The 22,272-nt window shown below is 57.6% G+C and carries 18 protein-coding genes; 5 read left to right on the forward strand and 13 right to left on the reverse strand.

Going from position 1 to position 22,272, the window contains the following annotated elements; translation table 11 throughout:
• The first annotated feature begins 92 nt into the window (after positions 1–92).
• Both BM131_RS09825 and BM131_RS09830 read left to right on the forward strand, forming a co-directional pair.
• The gene (locus tag BM131_RS09825; RefSeq protein WP_175499264.1) at positions 93–1,841 is read left to right on the forward strand and encodes a hypothetical protein; all 1,749 of its coding nucleotides are present in this window, start codon (positions 93–95) and stop codon (positions 1,839–1,841) included.
• 166 nt (positions 1,842–2,007) lie between these two features.
• Complete coding sequence (locus tag BM131_RS09830; protein ID WP_090188973.1) at positions 2,008–3,363, forward strand: GSCFA domain-containing protein; 1,356 nt, start codon at positions 2,008–2,010, stop codon at positions 3,361–3,363.
• A gap of 492 nt (positions 3,364–3,855) precedes the next feature.
• Here BM131_RS09830 and BM131_RS09835 read toward each other — a convergent pair whose 3' ends face one another.
• From BM131_RS09835 to BM131_RS09870, 8 genes are all read right to left on the reverse strand, one after another.
• Positions 3,856–5,391: an alkaline phosphatase D family protein gene (locus tag BM131_RS09835; RefSeq protein WP_175499266.1), complete on the reverse strand. Its 1,536-nt coding sequence runs from the start codon at positions 5,389–5,391 to the stop codon at positions 3,856–3,858.
• A 187-nt stretch (positions 5,392–5,578) separates the two neighbouring features.
• Positions 5,579–7,093, reverse strand: coding sequence for a catalase (locus BM131_RS09840; RefSeq protein WP_090188974.1), 1,515 nt, complete (start codon positions 7,091–7,093; stop codon positions 5,579–5,581).
• A gap of 120 nt (positions 7,094–7,213) precedes the next feature.
• Positions 7,214–8,518, reverse strand: coding sequence for an NAD(P)/FAD-dependent oxidoreductase (locus BM131_RS09845; protein ID WP_090188976.1), 1,305 nt, complete (start codon positions 8,516–8,518; stop codon positions 7,214–7,216).
• Complete coding sequence (locus tag BM131_RS09850) at positions 8,518–9,873, reverse strand: glutamine synthetase family protein (RefSeq protein ID WP_090188978.1); 1,356 nt, start codon at positions 9,871–9,873, stop codon at positions 8,518–8,520. The genes BM131_RS09845 and BM131_RS09850 overlap by 1 nt, the downstream gene beginning before the upstream one ends.
• A gap of 98 nt (positions 9,874–9,971) precedes the next feature.
• Complete coding sequence (locus BM131_RS09855) at positions 9,972–10,904, reverse strand: DMT family transporter (RefSeq protein ID WP_090188979.1); 933 nt, start codon at positions 10,902–10,904, stop codon at positions 9,972–9,974.
• A gap of 28 nt (positions 10,905–10,932) precedes the next feature.
• Positions 10,933–12,528 (reverse strand): TRAP transporter large permease, encoded by a 1,596-nt coding sequence (locus BM131_RS09860; RefSeq protein WP_090188981.1) that lies wholly within the window; start codon positions 12,526–12,528, stop codon positions 10,933–10,935.
• Complete coding sequence (locus BM131_RS09865; RefSeq protein WP_090188982.1) at positions 12,528–13,340, reverse strand: TRAP transporter small permease subunit; 813 nt, start codon at positions 13,338–13,340, stop codon at positions 12,528–12,530. Before BM131_RS09865 ends, BM131_RS09860 begins: the two co-directional genes overlap by 1 nt.
• An 89-nt stretch (positions 13,341–13,429) precedes the next feature.
• A complete protein-coding gene (locus BM131_RS09870) occupies positions 13,430–14,443 on the reverse strand; it encodes a TRAP transporter substrate-binding protein (protein ID WP_090188984.1) in 1,014 nt (337 codons plus the stop codon).
• 209 nt (positions 14,444–14,652) lie between these two features.
• Between BM131_RS09870 and BM131_RS09875 the strand changes: the two genes are divergently transcribed.
• The 3 genes from BM131_RS09875 (at position 14,653) to BM131_RS09885 (ending at position 17,302) form a co-directional block, all read left to right on the forward strand.
• Complete coding sequence (locus BM131_RS09875; RefSeq protein ID WP_090188986.1) at positions 14,653–15,339, forward strand: GntR family transcriptional regulator; 687 nt, start codon at positions 14,653–14,655, stop codon at positions 15,337–15,339.
• Positions 15,336–16,181 carry a fumarylacetoacetate hydrolase family protein gene (locus tag BM131_RS09880; protein WP_090188988.1) on the forward strand — a complete coding sequence of 282 codons (846 nt, stop codon included), beginning with the start codon at positions 15,336–15,338 and terminating at the stop codon, positions 16,179–16,181. Before BM131_RS09875 ends, BM131_RS09880 begins: the two co-directional genes overlap by 4 nt.
• 206 nt (positions 16,182–16,387) lie before the next feature.
• A complete protein-coding gene (locus BM131_RS09885) occupies positions 16,388–17,302 on the forward strand; it encodes a calcium/sodium antiporter (protein WP_090189110.1) in 915 nt (304 codons plus the stop codon).
• On the opposite strand, the gene BM131_RS09890 is transcribed toward BM131_RS09885, so the two are convergent.
• The 5 genes from BM131_RS09890 to BM131_RS09910 all read right to left on the reverse strand — a co-directional run bounded on the left by BM131_RS09890 (position 17,291) and on the right by BM131_RS09910 (position 22,175).
• Complete coding sequence (locus tag BM131_RS09890; RefSeq protein ID WP_090189112.1) at positions 17,291–18,031, reverse strand: hydroxypyruvate isomerase family protein; 741 nt, start codon at positions 18,029–18,031, stop codon at positions 17,291–17,293. The genes BM131_RS09885 and BM131_RS09890 overlap by 12 nt on opposite strands.
• On the reverse strand, positions 18,028–18,672 hold the full coding sequence (gene otnC / locus BM131_RS09895) for a 3-oxo-tetronate 4-phosphate decarboxylase (protein WP_090188989.1): 645 nt from the start codon (positions 18,670–18,672) through the stop codon (positions 18,028–18,030). Before otnC ends, BM131_RS09890 begins: the two co-directional genes overlap by 4 nt.
• Entirely contained in the window at positions 18,669–19,904 is a 1,236-nt protein-coding gene (gene otnK / locus BM131_RS09900; protein ID WP_245754201.1) for a 3-oxo-tetronate kinase, read from the reverse strand. Before otnK ends, otnC begins: the two co-directional genes overlap by 4 nt.
• Complete coding sequence (gene ltnD, locus BM131_RS09905) at positions 19,901–20,800, reverse strand: L-threonate dehydrogenase (protein ID WP_090188991.1); 900 nt, start codon at positions 20,798–20,800, stop codon at positions 19,901–19,903. The genes otnK and ltnD overlap by 4 nt, the downstream gene beginning before the upstream one ends.
• A 136-nt stretch (positions 20,801–20,936) precedes the next feature.
• On the reverse strand, positions 20,937–22,175 hold the full coding sequence (locus BM131_RS09910) for a response regulator transcription factor (protein ID WP_090188992.1): 1,239 nt from the start codon (positions 22,173–22,175) through the stop codon (positions 20,937–20,939).
• Positions 22,176–22,272: the final 97 nt, after the last annotated feature.

Raw genomic sequence — 22,272 nt, forward strand, 5'->3', positions numbered from 1 at the left:
GATTGAGACGAACATGGCGTTATGTTAGTTCCTCAAGTGAACAAGACTGTGGCCCCAGACGTTCGAAGATTGATCAAGCAGGAAGTAAGCGCGTGAAAACCCCATCTTTTGAGAATGTTAAGGCATCTGTCAAACTCGTGATCTGGGATCTGGATGAAACGTTTTGGCAGGGAACGCTTTCAGAAGAAGGTATCGTTCAAATTGAATCGCACATTGCGATGATCCGCACTCTAGTCGACCGCGGAATCATGTGTTCGATCTGTTCTAAAAACGATTTCGATCAGGCAAAAGCTGCCATTGAAAAACTAGGCATTTGGGATCTATTCGTTTTCCCCCATATCGCATGGTCGCCCAAGGGGCAGGCCATCGCAAAAATGGTAAAGGACATGGGTCTGCGCGATGAAAACGTGGTATTTCTAGATGATAACCACCTAAACCTCGAAGAAGCTGTGTTCTTTAGCCCCAAGCTTATGGCAGTCGAAGCCGTTGGCGATATGACCGGTTTGCTGGACTTGCCCGAATTTAAAGGCAAAGAAGATAGCAATCATTCCCGCCTTAAACAGTATAAGGTGATGGAGCAGAAGCAGTCCGAACAGTCCGAGACTGGACTTTCTAACACTGAATTTCTGAAACAATCCGAGATTAAGATCCGCATTGTGACTGATGTGGAAAACCACATGGACCGTGTGCTAGAATTATTGAACCGCACAAATCAACTGAACTTTACCAAAGTACGCGCAAACACCGCGCAAGAGCGTAAGGATTTCGATGATCTTCTTGCCGTCTCTGGGATGCATGCGGGACTGATCGAAGTCCAAGACCGATACGGTGATTACGGTGCCGTCGGCTTCTTTGCTGTGCGCACAAAGTTTTCCGGCACAACGGTGCACCACCTTACGTTTTCCTGCCGCACCCTTAACATGGGTGTGGAACAATGGGTCTGGGATTATCTTGGTCGGCCTGAATTTAAAATCGTCGGTCCTGTAGCGGGCGAATTGACGGAGCCGGTAGATTGGATAACGCAAGTTACCGATTTCGAAACAACAGCAGACCCACAAGAAGAGCGCCGTCTTTGTATGGTTGGCGGCTGCGACTTGTTGCAAGTCTCTTTTTACTGCGGAACGAACCGTGACGAATACGTCAACAAGCAGGATGATCAGGGAATGCTTGTGCGCTACGACGATGTTGGTTTCTTTATCAATCCCCGCGACATGGCATTGAAGCACAATAAGTCCCTGCAACGCTTTATTGGCTACACTTATGAGGAAATGCTAGATCTCGATAAATCGTTGGCGGCGGCCGACCTCATACTGCTGTCTATGTATTTTTCGATCCCTTCCGACTTGCTGTTCACTTATGGCGGCAATGAATTCGGCGGTAAATACTGGGGCACTGTTCCGCCTCGCCGTTTTAAGAAGTTGATGAAGGATCCCGACACCGCGATGCGGTTCTCGAAAGAAATGTTCCATCGCCGATTAGCGCTAGAAGAAAGACTTGAACTTACGAGACAATCCTTTGTTCACGCTGATGCTTGCAGGACGCCAGGTGTGCCGTTGTTCATTCTAGGATCTGCCACACAGCATGGACAACAGGCAGAGCGTACGCAGGACATGCGCCTGGCGTTTAATGCAATGTGCCGCAATTTCTGTGAAACGACGGAGAACACTCATTTCATTGACGTAGACAATTTACTGGAAGCGGACGAATTTGCTGACAGCGATCACTATACGCGCACCGGATATTTCAAAATTGCGGACTTCGTTAATAAACAGACCGCCCTTTTAGAAAAAAAAGACATAGTAGAGACCACTAAAAGGTTAAATGAAAGCGCGTCTGCTTAACAGGATGCAAAAGTAGCTTCACTGCAGAATATCAACGATATTGTCGTGGCATGCATGTAAGTTTTTTTGCTCTGGCAGCTTAACGTTAACGTTGGGTGGCTGGGGATTAAAACCTTCCCGACGTAAGCCATGACGTTATGCATACGCTTTGCGAAGAGGACCTGACATGAGCCGCAACATCGAACAGGTCTCTGCAAAAGAAGCCTACGAGCGCGCAAAATCCAATCCACAACGTCGATACCCATCACCAAATCTTGGTGCAAACAGGTTGCGCCCTACAGCGACACCCATCGGTCGACCTTCGTTTAAAATTTCTGCTGATGAGTCATTTTTCACCATTGGGTCCTGCTTTGCGCGCAGTCTTGAAGTGGCTTTGATCAATGCTGGCATGCAGGTCACTAGCCATGAAGTCGATCTAGGCATCATTGGAGATAGCCGAGGATTTACGCCAAACTTTTTCAACAAGTACTCCGTCCACTCCATATATAACGATCTGAAATGGGCGCTTGAAAGGGAGACCTTTCCCGGCGCCGACATCCTCTATCAAGTCGAGGGAAAGAGCTGGTATGCAGATCTACAATTAGGACTGGCAAAGCTCGAATTTCCAGTCGAAGCTATATTGGCTTTTCGCACACAATATCTTGATGTACTTGCACGCGTTGCCGACGCCGATATTGTCGTCGTGACTCTCGGCTATGTAGAAACTTGGTTTGATACTAAGCTTGGCATTTACATCAACACCTCTCCACCTCTTGCGCTCGTAAATGCAGAGCCGGACAGATTTGAATTCCGAGTATTAAGTTACGAGGATGTACTAAGCGGCCTGCATGATATTCGAAAACTTTTAGAAAAACATCGCACAAAGCCGCTGCGCATGTTGCTAACCGTATCACCCGTTCCGTTACTATCGACGTTTCGTGACATGGATGTTTTGGTCGCCAATACATATTCAAAGTCAGTCCAACGCGCTGCAATTGATGCTTTTACTCGGGATTCCGATAACATTGATTACTTCCCATCCTATGAATTTGTGATGCTTTCAAATCCAGACGTTGCATGGCAGGATGACGATTTTCGTCATGTTTCGCCAGACCTTGTTGCATCCATTATGGCAAACGTCATTGATCAATACATAACGGACCCGACAAACATCGACGGCGAACAAAGTATAGCCCATAATGTAGCCGCGACCATGCGGCTTTCGGCCAAGGCCAAGGATTACCACGGCGTCATTACCGCTGCGGAAGGCGCACCTGATCTTGTGACACGATCAACGGATTTGATGCTGTTATTGGCGCAGGCTCACGTCCAAATTGGGGACACAGGAACAGCTATCGACCTTTTGGTTGACGCCGACAATCTACCAACATCAAAAGGTGGCCCGCTAGAAGCGCTTATAAACTTAGCGCTTGATGTTGGAGAGATAGAAGTTGCGCGCCATTACCTGAAAGAACATGAGCAGCGCTATCCTAAACGTGCAGGATTTCGAAACCGCACGCTACGCGCAAATAATCTAGGTTAGGTCAATTAAATGCAAATGTTCAGTAGGACCTATAAGCTTAAAGAGATGATCATATAATGTTTAGAAATATAAGTTCTTAATGCGCGCTCATTTTTACCTTTATAAGTTAGGGTATCTGTAGTCGCACCTTACTTGTGACATGTCGAAACGCGGCTTCGCCAAAACGATCTTAAACATATTTAGTACACAATATTCCTCCGCCGAAAATGAAATGCCACGTCACCAAACCACGCTCAGCAATAGATTGAGAAACGCGATATCCTCAGATTAATTGTACATAGGCATCAGCCCTATACAGGCAACTGGCGAAAATATTAATTTGCCTCCGCTGCTCACGACAACAGCTTCTTTCGACTTTCAAAAATTAGGCACAGTATCGCGTTTTACGGCTTGTTCTATAAAGTGTTGATTTTGGGACTCCCAATAACACTACAACCAACTGAAACCTGCCGTCCCGGACGGCCCAGCAGGCCGCCCGGGACGTAGTTTTATTTAGACGGTCTGTGGGTCCAGGTCGACCGACCACAGCTCTATGTCGGCGCTGTCCATCAGACGCACGGTCATCACGCCGGTATCGGCCGCAATATCGACCTGGCCAAAGAACTGCATCCCGTCGCTTGGTGGCAGGTTTGCTTGGCCCGGCTCTGGATGCTTAGCGAAACGCACTTCGGGGCCAAAGGTATTGTCATAATCGCTGGGCCCGAAAGTGCCCGCGTGCAGCGGACCAGAAACGAATTCCCAGAACGGGTCGAAGTCCTGAAACACCGCGCGATCCGGGGAATAGTGATGCGCGGCCGTGTAGTGCACGTCAGCCGTCAGCCAAACGGTGTTTAGGATCTGCGCCGATTTGATGAAAGACAACACAGCCGCGACGTCTTTTTCACGCCCCAGAACCGGACCGTCGCCATTAGCACCGTTTTCCATGGCCGTTTCGCCATCGCGCACCATCATGCCGATGGGCATGTCAGCGGCAATAACCTTCCAAGTCGCGGTCGAATTGACCATCTCGCGCTTCAGCCAGGCCAGCTGTTCGGCCCCCAGAAATGGCGTACCTTCTGCTTCGGTATTGGCGGTGTTGTCGCCGCGATAGGTGCGCATATCGATCAGGAAAATGTCCAGCAGAGGGCCGTAAGATACCTTGCGATAGACACGCATCGGCTCTGCCAGATTTTGCCGTGTGGGCATCATCTCGTGGAATGCATGGGCCGCGCGGGCAGACAGCAGCTGCATCGATTTGACCGTATAGCGGTCGTCGCTGGCCAGCACCTCGTTCGGGTACCAGTTGTTCGTGACCTCGTGATCGTCCCACTGGGCGATCATCGGCACGGCGGCATTAAAGGCGCGTACATTGGCGTCCATGTAGTTGTACAAATGCTGCCCGCGAAATTCGTCCAGCGTCTCGGCTACCTTGGACTTGGCGGGCGTCACAAGGTTCCTCCACATCGTGCCATCGGCCAATTCGACCTCTGGTGCGATCACGCCGTCCGCGTAAACCGTATCGCCAGAGTGAAGGAAGAAATCAGGCGCGTGGCCCATCATCGTGGCATAGGTCGTCATGCCACCGCGATCTTCGTCGATGCCCCAGCCCTGCCCTGCCGTATCGCCGGACCAGACAAAGCTGATATCCCGGCGGCCCATCGGTGCTGTACGGAACGTGCCCGTGGTCGGCTCTGACAAAGTGCCGTCAGCCAGATCGGCCATGGTCACGCGGTAAAAGATGTCTTGATCACTGGGCAGTCCGGTTAGCGCTAGTTTGCCGGTGAAATCGCTGGGCGTGCCGACGGCCAGTGCTGGCACCATGCGCGCATCTGACATGTCCTCGGTCGTGGCCCATTCGACCAGCATCTTGGCCTCGCGGTCGGCGCGGCCCCAGATCATTGCGCCGTCATGGGCGACATCGCCAGACATGACACCGTGCGTGATCAGGGGACGCGACTGCGCGCGCGACAAGGACGGCATGGCAAGGGATACGCCAAGGGCGGCACTGCCAAGCAGGGTCTGGCGACGGTTAAAGGAAATCCGGGGCATCTGGGCTTCTCCGCTGATGAGTTAATACAGCGGGTGGTGAGGCCGCCGCGTAACAAACCAGTGCGGATGATGCGACAGTTTCATGAAAACATGCGGGACGGCGCGAGCTGACTGTACTGACACCTGGGCAAACAAAAGCCCCCGGCGATGCAGCACCGGGGGCTTTATCAGTCATCTGCAGCAGGCCTTAGCCACCGATGCTTTTCGCAGAGGCCATGCCCGGTGCCTTGGACTCGCCGCCCAATTTTTCGCGCACGCCTGCTTCGATCTTTTCGCCGGTTGGCCCGTCGATATTGCGCCAGTATTCAAAGGCGCGCAGCAGCACCTTTTCGCTGACACCGTCCGACAAGTGCCCGACGACGTTGCCGACCAGACGTTCGCGCGCGGCATCGTCCATCACGTCGCGAACCAGAATACCAGCTTGCGTCCAGTCGTCATCATCTTCGCGCAGGGTATAGGCCTGCCGGACCATATCGCCGTCCGCATGCCAAAGCGGCTCGTCATGGGCCTGCGGTTGCGCGGCCGGGCCGCCATAGGAGTTCGGTGCATAGACCGGATCGGCGACATTGACCGTGCGACCTGCGCCATCCTTGGAATAGCTGTGCACAGGGGCCTGCGGGCTGTTCACCGGGATCTGTTTGTAGTTCACGCCAAGGCGCGCACGGTGCGCGTCGGAATAGGCAAAACCACGCGCCAGCAACATCTTATCCAACGACAGACCGACACCCGGGACGATATTGTTCGGCTCGAACGCCGCCTGCTCGATCTGCGTGTGGAAATCGGTGGGGTTGCGGTTCAGCGTCAGTTTACCGACCTCGATCAGGGGATAATCGGCATGCGGCCACGTTTTTGTCAGATCGAACGGGTTGATGCGATAGGTCTTTGCATCCTCGAACGGCATGATCTGCCACTTCAGCGTCCAGCTGGGATTATTTCCCTTGGCAATGTTGTCGAACAAATCGCGGCGGTGATAATCGCCATCCGAGCCCGCCAGTTTGTCAGCCTCGTCCTGCGACCAATAAGCGTTCCCGTCACCTTGATCGGTGTGGTAGTGGAACTTGACCCAGAACTTCTCACCCTCGGCATTAATTAGCGAATAGGTGTGGCTGGAATAGCCGTTCATTTCGCGCCAGGTTTTTGGGATGCCGCGATCGCCCATCAGATAGGCCACCTGATGCGCGCTTTCTGGCGACAGCGTCCAGAAATCCCACTGCATATCGTGGTCGCGCAGGTTGTTGTCGGCGCGGCGCTTTTGGCTGCGGATGAAGTGCTGGAACTTCATCGGATCGCGAATAAAGAAGACGGGCGTGTTGTTGCCAACCATGTCGAAGTTGCCATCTTCGGTATACATTTTGACCGAGAAACCGCGCGGGTCGCGCCATGTGTCAGGGCTGCCGCGCTCGCCCGCGACAGTCGAAAACCGCATGACAACATCGCATTTCGCGCCCGGCTGGAAAATTTTAGCCTTGGTATAACGCGACACATCCTGCGTCGTCTCGAACGTGCCAAAAGCACCAGAGCCCTTGGCGTGGGGCTGACGTTCGGGTATCCGCTCACGGTTAAAGTTCGCCATCTGCTCTAGCAGATAGTGATCGTTTAGCAGGATCGGACCGTCTGGGCCGATGGTCAGCGAATGCTCGTCGCTTTGCACGCGGATACCGGCGTCAGTCGTGGTGGGGGGCACGGATTTGTTGTCAGTCATGTCAGACCCTTTCGCAGCGGATGCTTTGTTTTGTCTGACGGACAAACGCACCCTGCTGCGAAACAGTTCCGCATGGAACTCAACCTGCGGCCTATGTTGTCGGCCGCAGGTAAGAAAGGGTTACAGCCCCAGCTTGTCGCGCAGCCCATAATACCAGCTGCCCATCACCGAATAGGGCACGCGCAGCGCACGCCCGCCGGGGAACGGATACCATTTTAGCCCGGCAAAGACGTCGAACCGCGATAGATCGCCGTCAATCGCCTCGCTCAAGATGCGGCCAAACAGGTGCGAACCTGTCACGCCATGGCCAGAATAGCCGTGTGCGTAATAGGTGTTCCGCCCAAGGCGGCCCATCTGCGGCACGCGGCTAAAGGACAGTGCAAAATTGCCCGACCACGCATAGTCGATCTTTACGCCCTTTAGCTGGGGAAAGACCTTGTCCATGTTACGCCGCAGCTTCGCCTCGATATCCGCAGGATCAGCGCCGCCGTAGACCGTGCCGCCGCCGAACAGCATCCGTTTGTCAGCCGATAGGCGATAGTAATCAAGTATATAGCGGATATCTTCGATGCAATCGTCGCCAGGCATCAGTTCCTCTGCCAGCGCAGGGTCCAGTGGCTCTGTTGCCATGACCTGCGTCGACACGGGCATCACGCGCGGTTCCAGATCCGGCACGGCATGACCCAGATAGGCATTGCCGCACAGCACCAGCGTCTTGCAGGTGACAGAGCCTTGCGCCGTCTTGACCACTGGCTGCGCCGCCTCGGTATCGGCGGACAGGATCGGCGACATCTCGTAAATCTTGCCGCCAAGGCTCTCGATTGCGGCGGCCTCACCTAGGGCAAGGTTCAGTGGGTGCATATGACCACCGGTGCGATCAATCAGGCCACCACTGTAAAGGTCTGATTTCACATGCTTTTGCAGCTGATTGCGGTCCAGCATTTCCTGATTGTCGATGCCATAGCCGCGCCACAGCGTCTGACGCGCTTCCAGCTCTTTCAGGTGGGCATCCGTCAAGCCGACAAAGACATTGTTCGGCTTCAGATCACACTGAATATCGTATTTTTCAACGCGCTGGCGGATGATCTCTCCGCCCTCTTGCACGATGCCTGCGACAAACGTTGCGGTGTCCTTGCCATAGCGCCGCTCAATCGTTTGCAGCGATGCGTTCAGCCCGTTCACCACCTGACCGCCATTGCGGCCAGAGGCGCCCCAGCCGACGCGCGCGCCTTCAATCACGACAACGGAATAGCCTTTTTCCGCCAGATGCAGCGCAGTGGACAGGCCGGAATAGCCTGCGCCCACGACACAGATGTCCGCCTGAATGTCGCCCTGCAGCGCAGGCCGATCCGGCGATGGGTTCGCGGATGCCGCGTAATAGCTTGTCGTATGGGCGCCGGTCCCGGCGTATGGGTGATTTTGCATCACACCGTCTCCAAATAGGTATCGTATTCAAATTCAGTGACATGCCGGTTAAACCGGTGCTGTTCCTGCCGTTTGCAATCGACCAACATGCGCTGCAAGCGCGGCGCATAGATGGACTGGATATGCGCGCCGTTTTTGAACGCCTGAATAGCCGTCGCCCAGTCAAGCGGCAGGTGAGCTAGCTCTTTTTCCTGCGCATAGGCGTCGCCGACCAGTGCCTTTGTCGGCTCCCATGCGCCCTCGATCCCGAGCAGGGCACCGCCAAGAATGGATGCGAGCACCAGATAAGGGTTCGCATCCGCGCCAGCGACGCGGTGTTCAATCCGCCGCGCCTTGTGATGGCCGCCCGGAATACGCACGGCGACCGTGCGGTTCTCGTAGCCCCACGCGACCGAGGACGGCGCATGCGTACCCGGCAGCAGGCGCCGGAAAGAATTCTCGTGCGGCGCAAACACCAGCGCGTTTTCCTGCATCGTGTGCAGCAGACCCGCAACGGCGTGCATCATGATCGGCGTGCCCTCTTCGCCGCCGTTGTCAAAGACGTTGTTGCCGTCTTCATCCTCGAGCGAAAAGTGGACGTGGAAACCACTGCCGGCGCGGTCGCCGTAGGGTTTCGCCATAAATGTCGCAGCAAAGCCGTGCTTGCGGGCAATCCCGCGCACGAGCCGCTTGAACAACACGGCGTCATCGGCCGCGCGCAGGGCGTCGCCAACATGGCGCATGTTAATCTCGAACTGGCCGGCGCCGTTTTCTGAAATGGCGCTGTCGGCCGGGATACCTTGGGCGTAGCAGGCGGCATAGACGTCGTTCAGGAACTCGTCGAAATGCTCTAGCTCATCAAGGCTAAGCGCGCCGTCGCTATCCAAACGCTTGCCGGTCACCGGGGACAGGGGCGGCTGGGGGATCGTCTCGGTCGGATCGACAAGGTAAAATTCAAGCTCTGTCGCGACGACCGGCGTCAGTCCCTTTTCGGCATACCGCTTCACGACCGCATCCAGCGCATGACGCGGATCACCCATAAACGGGCGGCCATCTTCGTTATAAAGGCTCAGCGGGATCAACGCGGTGGGCCGCGACGTCCAGTTGATCGGCAAAATGCCGCGCCCCGTATATTGGCAAATGCCGTCAGCGTCGCCGGTTTCAAACACCAGCGCCGATACCTCAATATCCTCGCCCCAAATATCCAGACCCGCCAGCGACAGCGGCATACGGACAGAGCCTTCAAGGATCTTGCTCGCTTGCGCGACGTCCAAACGCTTGCCGCGCAGGGTGCCGTTTAGATCGCAGATGCAGGCAAAAATGTTTTCGATATCAGTCTGTTCGTTCAGCCATTGCAGGTGCTCGGCATGGTCCATGAAAAATGGCCTTTAAGTTGCTCAGATATGACTTGGATTTAGTGTGATAAGGCAGCTCAAGTCAATGAATCGCAGCGGCGGCGTCATTTGTCGCCGCGTCAGTGATTCATGGGGCCGCGGGCATGCACATTCACCGGGGTCACGGTACGCGACAACTGGCGTTCGCGGTGCCAGATATAGATGCCAGCGGCGATAATGATCGCCCCGCCGCCCAGCGTCCAAACGGTCGGCCACGTGTCAAAGAAAATGATGCCCGAGACTCCGGCCAGAACGATCTGAATATAGATTACTGGCGCAAGGATGCTGGCATCCGCCAGCCGGTGCGCCGCCACCGCTAGAATATGCGCAGTGCCGCCAAAGATCCCGATCAGCAGGAAAAACGTCCAATCCACAGCGCCGTGCGGCCAAACCCACGTCGACATTGCAAAAGGCGCAAGGCAAGCCGTTGCAAGCCCCGCAGACCAAAGCTGGCTGGTTGCGTTGCTTTCAATGCCAGCCAGTTTACGCGTCAGGATAAAATACAGCGACGCCATACAGAGCGCGCCGATGTTCAGCAGCATTGCCGGGTGAAAGGCCAGCCCCCAAGGTTGCATGACTACGATCACCCCCAGAAACCCGACGCAAACCGCAACGAGGCGGTGCCGCCCGACCTTTTCGCCCAGCATCGGGATCGCCAGTAGCGTGACCACAATCGGCCCGGCGAACATGATCGTCGTCGTCACCGTGATCGGCAGAAACTTGAGCGCGGTAAAGTTCAGGATCGTCGACAGGAACAGAAAGATCGATCGCAGAAACTGCACCTTTGGCCGCTGAGAACGGAACAGCGACGGCCCGCCTTGCGGCATGAACACCACCAGCGCCAACACGAAATGCATCGCATAGCGGGCAAAGACCACCTGCAGCGCAGGCAGCCCTGCGGTCACCAGCCATTTGGCCGATGTGTCGATCATCGTGAAAAACACGACCGTCATGACCATCAACCCCAGCCCAAGCGCCGTGCGATCCACCCTTGGCGGGACGGCCCCGGCCATCACCAACGCCTTTGGTGAGGCCATGCCATCACAAGAACAGCGTGACGATAGGCGGCCAGATCAGCAACACGCTCAGCGCAATCAGCTGCAGCACGATAAACGGTAGGAACCCCTTAAAGATATCCGTCAGGCTGATATGCGCAGGTGCCACGGACTTTAGGTAGAACGCAGCCGGACCAAAGGGGGGCGACAGGAAACTGACCTGCATGTTCATACAGAACACCACACCGAACCAGATCGGAATATAGCGCGCATCGACAGAGCCAAGAAAGCCGATCTCTTCTGCGGGAAGCCGCACCACGATGGGCAGGAACACCGGCATGATCAGCAGTACAATGCCGACCCAGTCCATGAACATGCCCATGATCAGGAACACGAACATCATCACCAGAATGATCCCCATCGTCGGCAGATCAGCGCCCACAATCAGGTTCGCGACATAAGTCGGCCCGCCCACTAGTGTGTAAGCGGCGGCCAGCGCAGCGGCACCGATTGTGACCCAGATGATCGCACCCGTGGACCGCAGCGTGCGGATCAGACTGTCCCAGACGATTTCAAACGTCATCTCGCGCCGCAGCGCGCCAATCACGAAGACCGCGATCACGCCCATGCCTGCGGCCTCTGTGATGCCAGTGATGCCGCCATAGATCGACCCAAGCACGACGCCGATCACAACGGTTGGCGCGATCAGGCCCTTGCCCATTTCCCAGCCTTTGGCCGTGCGGTCACGGCCGCAGACAAAGAAGATCAGGATAAGGCACAGCACGAATGTGCCAACGATCCATGGAATATCGCTGACCATCCCCAGCGGGATCGGGTCCTGCCCTTCGCGGATCGCATTGTCGCCAGTCACAGTGAAAAACACAGCCCGCACAAACAATACGCCTGCGACCCAAGCCGTGAACCGCGACATAAATCCAAGAAACATCAGCCCCTTATCGCCGCCCTTTGGCTCTCCTGGGACCTCTGGCGGCAGCGGGGCCATCTCGGGGTTTATCTGGGTGCGCACGACGATATAGATCAAGAAAAACGACGCCAGCATGAAGCCGGGTAGGAACGACGCGGTAAACAGCGCCTTGATGCTGGTCTCTGTCACCAGCCCGTAAAAGATCAACACAATCGACGGCGGGATCATGGTGCCAAGCGAGCCTGACGCGCAGATCGTGCCAATCGCAAGGTTCTGGTTATAGCCCAGCCGCAACATTTGCGGCAGCGCAATCAAGCCCAGCAGAACGACTTCGCCGCCAATGATGCCCGACATCGCCGCCATGATGACGGCCATGATAGAGGTGACGACCGCAATGCCGCCGCGCACGCGGGACAGCCAGACATTCAGCGACGAATACATATCCCGCGCAATGCCGGATCGTTCCAGCAAAGCGGCCATAAAGATGAACAGCGGGACAGAGATCAGAACATAGTTCGTCATCTGGCGGTACACCGCCTGCCCCAGCACCGACATCGGTCCGCGGCCAAAATCACCCCACAGTAATTCAGGCGAGAATTTCAGCGACAGCGTGACGACCGCCAGAAACGCACTGGCAAAACCCAGCGGCATGCCGATTGCCAGCAAGGCGAACATGCCAAGCAGAACAATCAGGCTTAGGGTGCCGATATCGACCATTACTTCTGCTCCTCAAGCGTGCGGCGAATATTCTCGATTTCGACCTCGTCGATATCGTCGTTAGAGCCCATCTCTGACGGGTCTTTGTGCCAATCTGCGAACAGGTTCGACACGGCCTGCAACGCCACCAATACGATGATCAACAGCAACGCGGGTTTTACGATACCCGGAATGGGAGGATCCCACGCTGTGCCGAAGGTTTCCATCCGCATAAAGCGGTTTTCAGCGTCGGTATAACCGCCCCAGACCAGTGCCACGGCAAAGCCAACAATCAGCAGGACAGAGATACAGTCAGACAATTTCTGCGCCCATCGCGGCATCATGTCGTAGATCACATAGATGCGGATGTGGCTGCGCTGCTGCATGGCATAAAGCCCCGACAGCAGGAAAACAAAGGCGGCGATCCAAAGGCTTAGCTCGTTCGCCCAAAGGGTCGGCTTGGAAAAGACATAGCGGGACACGACCTCGTAGAACATGACCAGCACGATAAAAGTGGTCATGATCATCGACAGGCGGCCCAGCACGACGGACACAAGGTCAAAGACCCCCTCGGGCGGGGATTCAATCGCGCCCTTTGTGTCCGATAGGAACAAAGACGCGAAAAACAGCGCAAGGCTAAAGATAATCAACATCACCAGCACCAGCGGGCGCCCCGCGGGGCGGATCATCTCGAACATGCCGTAGGCGGTGTCGCTGAATAGGTGCTGCGCGATCAGCCAGACATATAAGGCCAGCGTCAGTCCGATAAAGACCATCATCGCGGTCTTTACAGGCCCGCGCATCCGGCCCAGCCAAAGCGAATTGTCGTGCATCTGTGGTCTCCCCCCACGTGGTGTGCCTGCGGTCGTGCGCGCTTAGAAAGGGCGGGTCCATAACCGGACCCGCCCAAATCTGTCGTGGCTTATTCGGCCAACAGACCCAGCTGTTTCAGGTAGGCTTTGTGGCTGTCGACCAGCTTTGCGGCCTCTGGCGAACGTGTCGCCCAATCAGCCCATGCGACCTGCGCACCAGCACGGAACGCAGCGCGATCCTCTGGCGTCCAGTCATACAGCGTGACGCCGGCGGCGGTCAGCTCTGCCGCAGCTTCAGAGTTTGCCTTCTCGTTCGACAATGCGATCTGAAAGCCCAGCTTTTGCCATGCGGTGTCGATGATCCGGCGCTGACCTTCGGTCAGGCCATCCCAAACGGCTTTGTTACAGGCCAAATGGTCGGACGGCATCGAATGAAAGCCGGGATAGGTGGCATGCTTAACGATGTCATACAGACCCAGACCCACGTTATTGGCCAGACCTGACGCATCAGCCCCGTCGATGATTCCGGTTTCCAGCGCCGTAAAGATTTCAGTGAAATCCATCACGATGGGTGTCGCACCCAGTTCTTGGAAAATCTCGGTCTCCATCCCCGGAGGCGAGCGGAATTTCCAGCCCTGCAAATCAGCTAGACCAGCAATCGGCTTAGAGGACGACAGCGATTCCTGGCCATAGATCGACCAGCCAACCAACTGCATGCCCTGGGCATTATACAGCTCTTGTGCGGCATCATATCCGCCGCCGTAATACAGCCAGCTATACTGCTGCCACGGCGTGTCATAGCCGCCCATGATGTCACCGACGAATTGGAACGCAGGGTTTTTGCCGGTCTGATAGGCACCGCCCGTCGCGTCGCAATCCAGAATGCCGTTGATCGCGGCGTCAAACGTCTCTGTCGTGGCAACGACAGAGCTGGAATAGAACATTTCAATCGTCAGATCACCGTCCGACATGACAGTTACATCATCCGCGAACTGCGCCAGCATTTTGCCGCTGGGGTGTTCAGTCGCATAGTGAGTCGAGATGCGCAGGTTAGTCTGCGCGAACGCCGGGGCCGCAACAGCAGCCACAGCAACGGCAGACAACATGATTGTTTTCAATGACATCGTGGTCTTCCTCCCTTAGCAGTCCCGAAGGCTGCCATTTTATCATTTCTACGCGCCCTCCCCGGCACGCAAACGAAGATGGTATACCATCTGAAGAAACGTTAGCGAGGTGCTTCTCGACACGCAACAAATTTCGGTATACCAAATTTGAACGCCGCCTCGGGGTGCCTTGAAACCCCGCCAACGCGACTCAAACGCCAAAGGATAACATGGCCGATCAGACCCTGCCCGCCCAGATAGCCGATCAATTGCGCCGCGACATCCTGCGCGGCATCCTGCGTCCCGGCATGTCGATCAAGGAACGTGATAACGCCGATAAACTCGGCGTTAGCCGCACGCCCCTGCGCGAAGCGGTGCGTATCCTTGCGACCGAAGGGCTTGTTGAACTGCGCCCCGCGCGCAGCCCCATCGTATCCATCCCATCTGTCAAACAGGTCGCCGACGATGTTGAAGTCCTGCTTGCTATCGAAAAGATGTCCGCCGAACTTGCCTGCGCCCGGGCCACTGAGGCGGAAATTGACGCCCTTGCTGCGATCGTGGACGTGATGGCCGATAAATTCGACACCGTCGACGCGGTCGAAATGTTCGAGATCGACATGAGCTTTCACGCCGGCCTAGCCCGCGCAGCGCATAATCCGTCCTTAGCCGACATTCACAGCACATTCCTGTCCCGGCTGTGGCGTTCACGGTTCTTATCCGCGATCCAGCGCCGTAACCGCGAACGTGTTGTCGATCATCACAGCCAAATCGTCGCCGCCCTGCGCGCCCGCGACACGGATGCCATCCGCACAGCGCTTGGCGCGCATCTGGACCGGCTCGCGCCGGACATTATCAACGTTATCACCCAAGAAATCGAACAAGCCTCAGCCACGGCTGACAGAAAGGACGACCTATGAAACTGCTACGCTTTGGACCAGTCGGACAAGAAAAGACCGGTATTATGGATGCAGACGGCCAAGTCCGCGATCTGTCCGCCCATGTCCCCGACCTGTCCGGCCCAGCTGTCGCCCTTGAGGCGCTGGATAAAATCCGCACCATCGACATCAACGCCCTGCCCGTCGTGACTGATCCCGGCCGCATCGGATCTTGCCTGTCGTCCGTGCCGAACTTTTTCTGCATTGGCCTGAACTACGCCCTGCACGCCAAAGAGTCCGGCATGGATGCCCCGGCAGAGCCGATCATTTTCTCCAAGGCGACCTCTGCCCTGTCCGGCCCTAACGACGACGTCATTATCCCGCGTACATCCGAGAAGGGCGATTGGGAGGTCGAATTAGGCGTCGTGATCGGCAGAACCGCGCTTTACGTGTCGGAAAAAGACGCGCTGGACTATGTGGCAGGCTATTGCACGATCAACGACGTGTCAGAGCGTAGCTTTCAGACCGAACGCGGCGGCCAGTGGATTAAGGGTAAATCGGCGCCGACATTCGGACCCACCGGCCCCTATCTGGTGACGGCGGATGAAGTGGGCGATCCGCAAAACCTGCGCGTCACGCTGAAACTGAACGGCGACACGGTGCAGGATTCCAATACATCCGACATGATCTTTAGCGTGCGCGAGATCGTCAGCTACATGTCCAGCTTTATGGAACTGCGCCCCGGCGACATTATCGCCACGGGCACGCCCTCTGGCGTGGGCATGGGCATGAAGCCACAACGCTTTTTGCGTCCAGGCGATGTGATGGAGGTCGAAGTCGAGGGTCTTGGCGCGCAAAAGCAGACTGCGGTCGCGGCAAAGTAAGCATTGGATCGCCGCGCAAAGCGCGCCGATCCCGTGGGGGCGCTGCCCCCACACCCCCAAGATATTTTTGACGACAAGAAGGGGGGACAGCGAGGGCTGTTCCCCTTTTTAATATTTAGTCAGTGCGCCGCGCCGCGGTCCTTGTGGAGCCGTTTTCCCGATCCCATCTAACCACGGGGCGCGCGGATGCTCTTGGGGATCATATCTTGGATTACATCTACGTCGTAGCTGGCCTAATCGGCTTGTTTTTGGGCGGCGAAGCGCTGGTGCGCGGCAGTGTCGGCATTGCGCGGCGCATGGCAATTCCGCCCCTGCTGATCGGCTTGACCGTCGTCGGGTTCGGGACATCAACGCCAGAACTGTTGGTCTCGGTCCAAGCGGCCATGCGCGGCGTACCTGACATTGCCGTTGGCAATATCATCGGATCAAACATCGCGAACATTCTTCTGATTGTCGGCCTGACCAGTCTTGTCTGGCCCATCCGCGTCTCTGGCGCGACGCTGCGGCGCGATACGGCCGTTATGGTCGCAGCAGCGCTGGTGTTGGTGCCAGTATTTGCCACTGGCGAAATCGGACGCCTGCCCGGTCTGTTACTGGTCGCAGCCTTGGCAGGATACTTAACTTGGGCCTATCTGCAGCCCGGACCCGCAACCGACGATGACGACACCGCAGTCCCGACGTCGATGGCGAAATCAGCCCTTTGGGTCGCGGTGGGACTTGTCGCGCTGATGTTTGGTGCGCGGTTTCTGGTCGATGGATCGGTGTCCATCGCCCGTAGCCTTGGCGCGTCAGAGGCGTTTATTGGCCTGACCATTGTTGCGGTCGGCACATCGCTGCCAGAGCTTGCGACATCTATCATCGCCGCCTTTCGCCGTCAGTCCGAAATCGCCATCGGCAATATCGTGGGATCAAACATTTTTAACGTGCTCGGCATCCTTGGCGTGACTGCCATCATCAAGCCGGTCCCCGTAGCAGACCGCTTTTTGGCTTTCGATCTGCCCATTATGATTGCCGCGACACTTGCCCTGACAGCCCTGCTACTGACCCGCCCGGTCATTGGGCGCGGCATCGGATTGGTCGTGCTTGCGGCCTATATCATCTACGTCTGGTCAGCGCAGTAGCCAGCCCAAGGTCGGCTCTGTCGGCCCGCCGGGCTTGTATTCTGCGCCAAGCGGCAGCGGCCAGCCAAGGCGTTCTGCGACGGCAAAGATATGGGGGTAGTTCAACTCTCCGTGGTCCGGTGCGCCGCGGTCTGGGACAGATGCAAATTGTATATGACCGATGATCGGCAGCAGGCGTTCCAATTTGTGCGTGACGTCCCCTTCCATCAGCTGCACATGATAGCAGTCGAACATCAGCCGCAGATTGGGCGCGGCGACCTTCGCGATGATGCCTTCTGCCTGCGCTGTCGTTGTCAGGAAATAGCCCGGCGCGTCGTAGCTGTTCAGCGGCTCGATCAGGATCGTGCGCGTGGTTGCGGCGCAGGCATAGCGCAGGGTGTCGATAAAGGCGGCCTCTGCCTCTTGCCCTGTCGCGAAACCAGCCATGACGTGGATCGCGCCTGCATCAATCGCATCGGCGTAGGCAATCGCCTCGTCTACAGCGGCGCGTGCCTCGGCCCCGCGCGCAGGCAAAGCGGACAGGCCGTTTTCACCAGGGCCGCCCCGCCGGGTATTCAGGCCAAGCATCCGCAGGCCGGTGCCTGACAAAGCCGCCGCGACCTGCTGCGCCGGCACGTCATAAGGCCAGTGACATTCCACTGCCGCAAATCCCGCCCTATGTGCCGCCCGGATTGCATCTGGCAAAGGCAACTCTTGCCACAAAAACCCAAGGTTTGCTGAAAACGTCAGTCCCATTGCACACCAAACTCCTGCACCACTTGGCCCACCTGCGCATCCGTCAACGACCGTGCGCCCATGCCGCGCGTCAGCAGCGCCAGCCGCGCGGTGTCCTCTAATTCTTCGATTGCGTAACACGCAGCCTCGATATCCTTGCCCGCCACGACGGGGCCGTGATGCGCCAACATGACGGCCGCGCGTTTGCCCGCCAGCCCGCGCACTGCCTGTCCCATCGCCGGATCACCGGGCAGGAAAAACGGCAGCAGTTGCACCTTGCCCAGCTTCATCACCGCATAGGGCGTCAGCGGCGGCAGCCAATTGTCGGCAGGGCCGCCATCCAGCAGCGACAGCGCGACAGAGTGGCAAGAGTGCAGATGCACCACCGCCCCCGCCGTGCTGCGGGTGTCGTAAAATGCGCTGTGCAGCGGCATTTCTTTCGTCGGCTTGTCACCACTGATATGCACACCTTTGGCGTCAAACCGCGCCAAACGCGCCGGATCAAGGCGACCAAAACTTGACCCCGTGGGCGACACCAGCAGCCCGCCGTCTTCGGTCCGGGCAGAGATATTGCCCGACGATCCCCCCGTCAGCCCGCGATCATACATCGACCGGGCCAGATCGCAGATCAGCTCGCGTAGCTTCGCCTCGGTCATGCCAGCGCCCGCGAGAAGAAGTCTTCCGTCCCAAAATTGCCTGACTTCAACGCGAGTGCGACGCGGGCACCGCCGCTGTCTGCGGCGCACCACGGCACGCCGGGCGCGATCTCTGGCCCAACGTGCAGGCGCGTAACGCCAAGCGCCTGCGTCACCGCGCCGCTACTTTCGCCGCCCGCGACAACAAACCGTCGCACGCCGGCATCGCGCCGGGCAACGGCGATGGCTGACAGCGCCTCTTCGACGATGCTGCCTGCGCGGGCGCCGCCCATGGCGTCCTGCGCGGCCCGCACCTTGTCCGGGCTTGCAGTGGCATAAACGAGTGGCGCGCCGCTTTGCTGCGCGAGCCAGTCCAGCGCCGGCTGCACCCCTTCCGCATCCAGCACCAAAGGGTCAAGCTGATAGCTTGGGTTCGCCGCGGCATAGGCGGCGACTTGTTTCTGTGTCATCGCCGAACATGACCCCGACAGCACCAAGGCCGGGCCATCCGGCATGGTAAAAGCGTCGCTGCCAACCGCATCGATCAACCCCGCCGTGCGGTACAAGTCAGGCAAAGGCATGGCCACCGCGCTGCCGCCCGTCAACAAGACATCGTCTTGGCAGGCCGCCGCAATCACATGCAGATCATCATCCGCCACGGCGTCGACGATCACATGCGGTGCTTCCGTTTTATCAAGCGCAGCGCGCAAAGACTGCGCCCCCCGCGCCACGGTCAAACGATCTATAAGGGCGACGTCACCGATGACCTGCGGCGCGAGCAACCGCATCAGGTTGCTATCGCGCATTGGGGTCAGCGGGTGATCCTTCATTGGGCTTTCCGCCAAAGGCTGCTGCCCGACAAACAAATTGCCCATAAACACGGCCCGCCCGTTTTCGGGAAACGCGGGGCAATAGATTGTCTGTTTTGCCCCCAAACGCGCCATGATCGCCTCGGCCACGGGGCCGATATTGCCCTGCGGCGTGGAATCGAATGTGCTGCAATACTTCCAGTAAAACCGTTGAACGCCCCGCGCCTGCAACCAGTCAAGCGCTGCCATCGCCTGCGCGACGGCCTCTTGCACGGGCAAGGTTCTGATTTTCAGCGCGATCACCTCGAACGGTGCGGCATCGCCGCCATCCGGCACGCCGATGCGCAAGGACACAGGCTGGCCAGAGCGTGCCAGCAGGCCTGCAAGGTCCGTCGCCCCGGTGAAATCATCCGCAATCGCGCCAAAGAAGCCGCCCTGCATCATGTGCGTTCCGGCAAGGTCAGCCCGGCATTGCGCGCATAGACTTTTGCAACGGCGGCATCATCTTCGCGGCCCAGACCAGAGCCGCTGGCCGCCATAAACTGCTGCAACGCCGCGGCCGTAATCGGCGCGCCAAACTTTTCAGACTGGGCAATCTCTAGCACGATGCCCAAATCCTTAGGCCAGATATCAACCGCGCTCAGCGGCGTATAATCACCATCACGCACATGCGGGCCGCGGCTTTCCAGCGCCCAGCTGGTGCCGGCGCATTGGGGAATAACCTCTAGAAATTGCGCGGGGCTGACGCCTTGGGTCATGCCAAAGGTCATCGCCTCGGCCATGGCCGCGATATGCACGCCCACCAGCATCTGGTTGATCGCCTTCATCGACGAGCCTGCGCCGGCGGCGTCGCCCAGTTCGAACACCTTCGATGCCATGGCATCCAGCGCGGGCCTCGCTTTGGCAAAAGCCTCGGGGCTGCCGCTGGCCAAGATCGACAGTTCGCCATCGGCCGCGCGAAAAGTGCCGCCCGACACAGGCGCATCTAAATACAGAAGGCCCAAGTCGGCGCAGCGCTGCGCCAAGTCGCGGGCCAAAGCGGGTGCCATTGTCGCGCAAGCAACCACGACCGCCCCTTTGGCCATTTGGACAGCAATGCCGCCGGTCCCGAACAAAACCGCTTCGGTCTGTGCGCCGTTCACGACGACCACGATTACTGCGTCCAGCGTTGCTGCCACGGTCGCAACATCGCCCGGCGCGCCGCCAGCGGCCTGAAACCGAGTGACCGCATCTTGGTTCACGTCAAACCCGTGCACGGTCAGGCCAGCGCGGTGCAACGCACCCGCCATACCAAACCCCATGGCCCCTAAGCCAAAAATTCCGACCCGATTGTTCGCCATGATAATCACTCCCGCGTAGCGCTTTTTTAAAATGGTATACCAAATTTTTAAACCTGCCAAGCGTTGCCGTCCGCTGAAAACACAAAGGGCGCGGCAGATGACCTGCCGCGCCCTTTACGTTGATGTTTGACCGGCATTAGGCGCGCAGAAACGCCACGACAGAGCCGCCCTGTTTTTGCATGGCGCGGTTTTCAGCAAAGTGGATTGCCCGGCTGCTGGCCAAGGCCGCGCGCTGATCCTTCGTCCCTTGCAACGCCACCGGGGCACCGACCGCAATCAACTGACCCTGCGCCGCATCTGCCATATCGGCAAAGCCCGCCGCCGCAAGCTGCGCATTGATCGCAGCCTCCAGATCTCGCGCCTCGGGCAGTGCGTCCGATACGGATGCAACCAGCAAATCGCCATCCTCGGTAAAGGCCATGACGGTCTGATCAATGCCAAGATGAGCGGCAACAGCAATAGCGATTTCTTCAAGCATGATAGCGCAGCGCTGCGGCGCGGGATCGGCGTGATAGGCCGCAATCAGATTGATGTTCACAGCCAGCACCTGCACCGATGCCACATCCTTGCGCGGCAGCTGCGTCAGGTAATTCGACATCGCCACAGCATCAATCGTCGGCAAAGCCGTGCCGCGCGCTTTTGCACCGACCTGTGCAAGGCTGCTTATCGCGAACTTTTGTGCGACGGTGCCAGCCCGGCCGCGATACCCGGTGATGCGACCCTGAGCGGCAAAGGCAAGCTGCGCGGCTTCAAGCCGCTCTACCAGCTGATCTACATCAAACGGCTTGGTCGCATAATCATCGGCGCCAGCCCGGAACGCATCGCTCATGTGTTCCACATCGCGCATCGCGGTCAGCATTGTGATCGGCGTCTCGCGGTAGGCAGGCAGATCGCGCACAGCGCGGCACAAATCGATGCCGTTCATCACGGGCATGCTGATATCAAACAGCAGGTTGTCAAAAATCGTATGCGGATCGGACAGCAGCGCCAAGGCAGCCTCGCCAGAGGCAACAGTCACGACCTCTCCGATCTCATTGGACTCGCCAATCATCGTCAGCAGATCAAGGATGAATGGGTCATCATCCACCACCAGCGTGCGCATGCCGCGCGACCGAATGACCGGGCCGGGCAGGTTCGCAGGCACGGGCAGACCAGCGTAAAGGATTGGCTGCGCATCTTCGGCTGGCACAATGAATGTACCCGTCTTCCCGCGGGCCTGATGCAGCAGTTCTAACCCGGCAAACGTGGCGGCGCAAAAGCTGCCGACCAGCGTGTAAGCCGCGCCGACCATCCAGAAAGATGCCCCCATCACCGCCGCGGTGATCGCGCCGATCAGCCCCGTCACGATGCCGATAAAGATATACCCAAGTACCATCAGACCACTTTCGATTTTCCTCGTCTGCAAGGCGGCGTGCAGCTGACACGCAGACGAATTTTTAATGCCTCACGAGCCAACCTGAACGTGTGTTGCG

Origin of the sequence: Loktanella salsilacus, assembly GCF_900114485.1 — a bacterium.
Lineage (GTDB): Bacteria > Pseudomonadota > Alphaproteobacteria > Rhodobacterales > Rhodobacteraceae > Loktanella > Loktanella salsilacus.

What these genes read in the sequence shown, in the direction of transcription:
- BM131_RS09860 (WP_090188981.1), bottom strand. Translation starts at nt 12,528, where the DNA reads ATGGTCGATATCGGCACCCTAAGCCTGATTGTTCTGCTTGGCATGTTC.
- BM131_RS09835 (WP_175499266.1), bottom strand. Translation starts at nt 5,391, where the DNA reads ATGCCCCGGATTTCCTTTAACCGTCGCCAGACCCTGCTTGGCAGTGCC.
- BM131_RS09880 (WP_090188988.1), top strand. Translation starts at nt 15,336, where the DNA reads ATGAAACTGCTACGCTTTGGACCAGTCGGACAAGAAAAGACCGGTATT.
- BM131_RS09830 (WP_090188973.1), top strand. Translation starts at nt 2,008, where the DNA reads ATGAGCCGCAACATCGAACAGGTCTCTGCAAAAGAAGCCTACGAGCGC.
- otnC (WP_090188989.1), bottom strand. Translation starts at nt 18,672, where the DNA reads ATGACCGAGGCGAAGCTACGCGAGCTGATCTGCGATCTGGCCCGGTCG.
- BM131_RS09875 (WP_090188986.1), top strand. Translation starts at nt 14,653, where the DNA reads ATGGCCGATCAGACCCTGCCCGCCCAGATAGCCGATCAATTGCGCCGC.
- otnK (WP_245754201.1), bottom strand. Translation starts at nt 19,904, where the DNA reads ATGATGCAGGGCGGCTTCTTTGGCGCGATTGCGGATGATTTCACCGGG.
- BM131_RS09870 (WP_090188984.1), bottom strand. Translation starts at nt 14,443, where the DNA reads ATGTCATTGAAAACAATCATGTTGTCTGCCGTTGCTGTGGCTGCTGTT.
- BM131_RS09855 (WP_090188979.1), bottom strand. Translation starts at nt 10,904, where the DNA reads ATGGCCGGGGCCGTCCCGCCAAGGGTGGATCGCACGGCGCTTGGGCTG.
- BM131_RS09840 (WP_090188974.1), bottom strand. Translation starts at nt 7,093, where the DNA reads ATGACTGACAACAAATCCGTGCCCCCCACCACGACTGACGCCGGTATC.
- BM131_RS09845 (WP_090188976.1), bottom strand. Translation starts at nt 8,518, where the DNA reads ATGCAAAATCACCCATACGCCGGGACCGGCGCCCATACGACAAGCTAT.
- ltnD (WP_090188991.1), bottom strand. Translation starts at nt 20,800, where the DNA reads ATGGCGAACAATCGGGTCGGAATTTTTGGCTTAGGGGCCATGGGGTTT.
- BM131_RS09910 (WP_090188992.1), bottom strand. Translation starts at nt 22,175, where the DNA reads ATGGTACTTGGGTATATCTTTATCGGCATCGTGACGGGGCTGATCGGC.
- BM131_RS09865 (WP_090188982.1), bottom strand. Translation starts at nt 13,340, where the DNA reads ATGCACGACAATTCGCTTTGGCTGGGCCGGATGCGCGGGCCTGTAAAG.
- BM131_RS09850 (WP_090188978.1), bottom strand. Translation starts at nt 9,873, where the DNA reads ATGGACCATGCCGAGCACCTGCAATGGCTGAACGAACAGACTGATATC.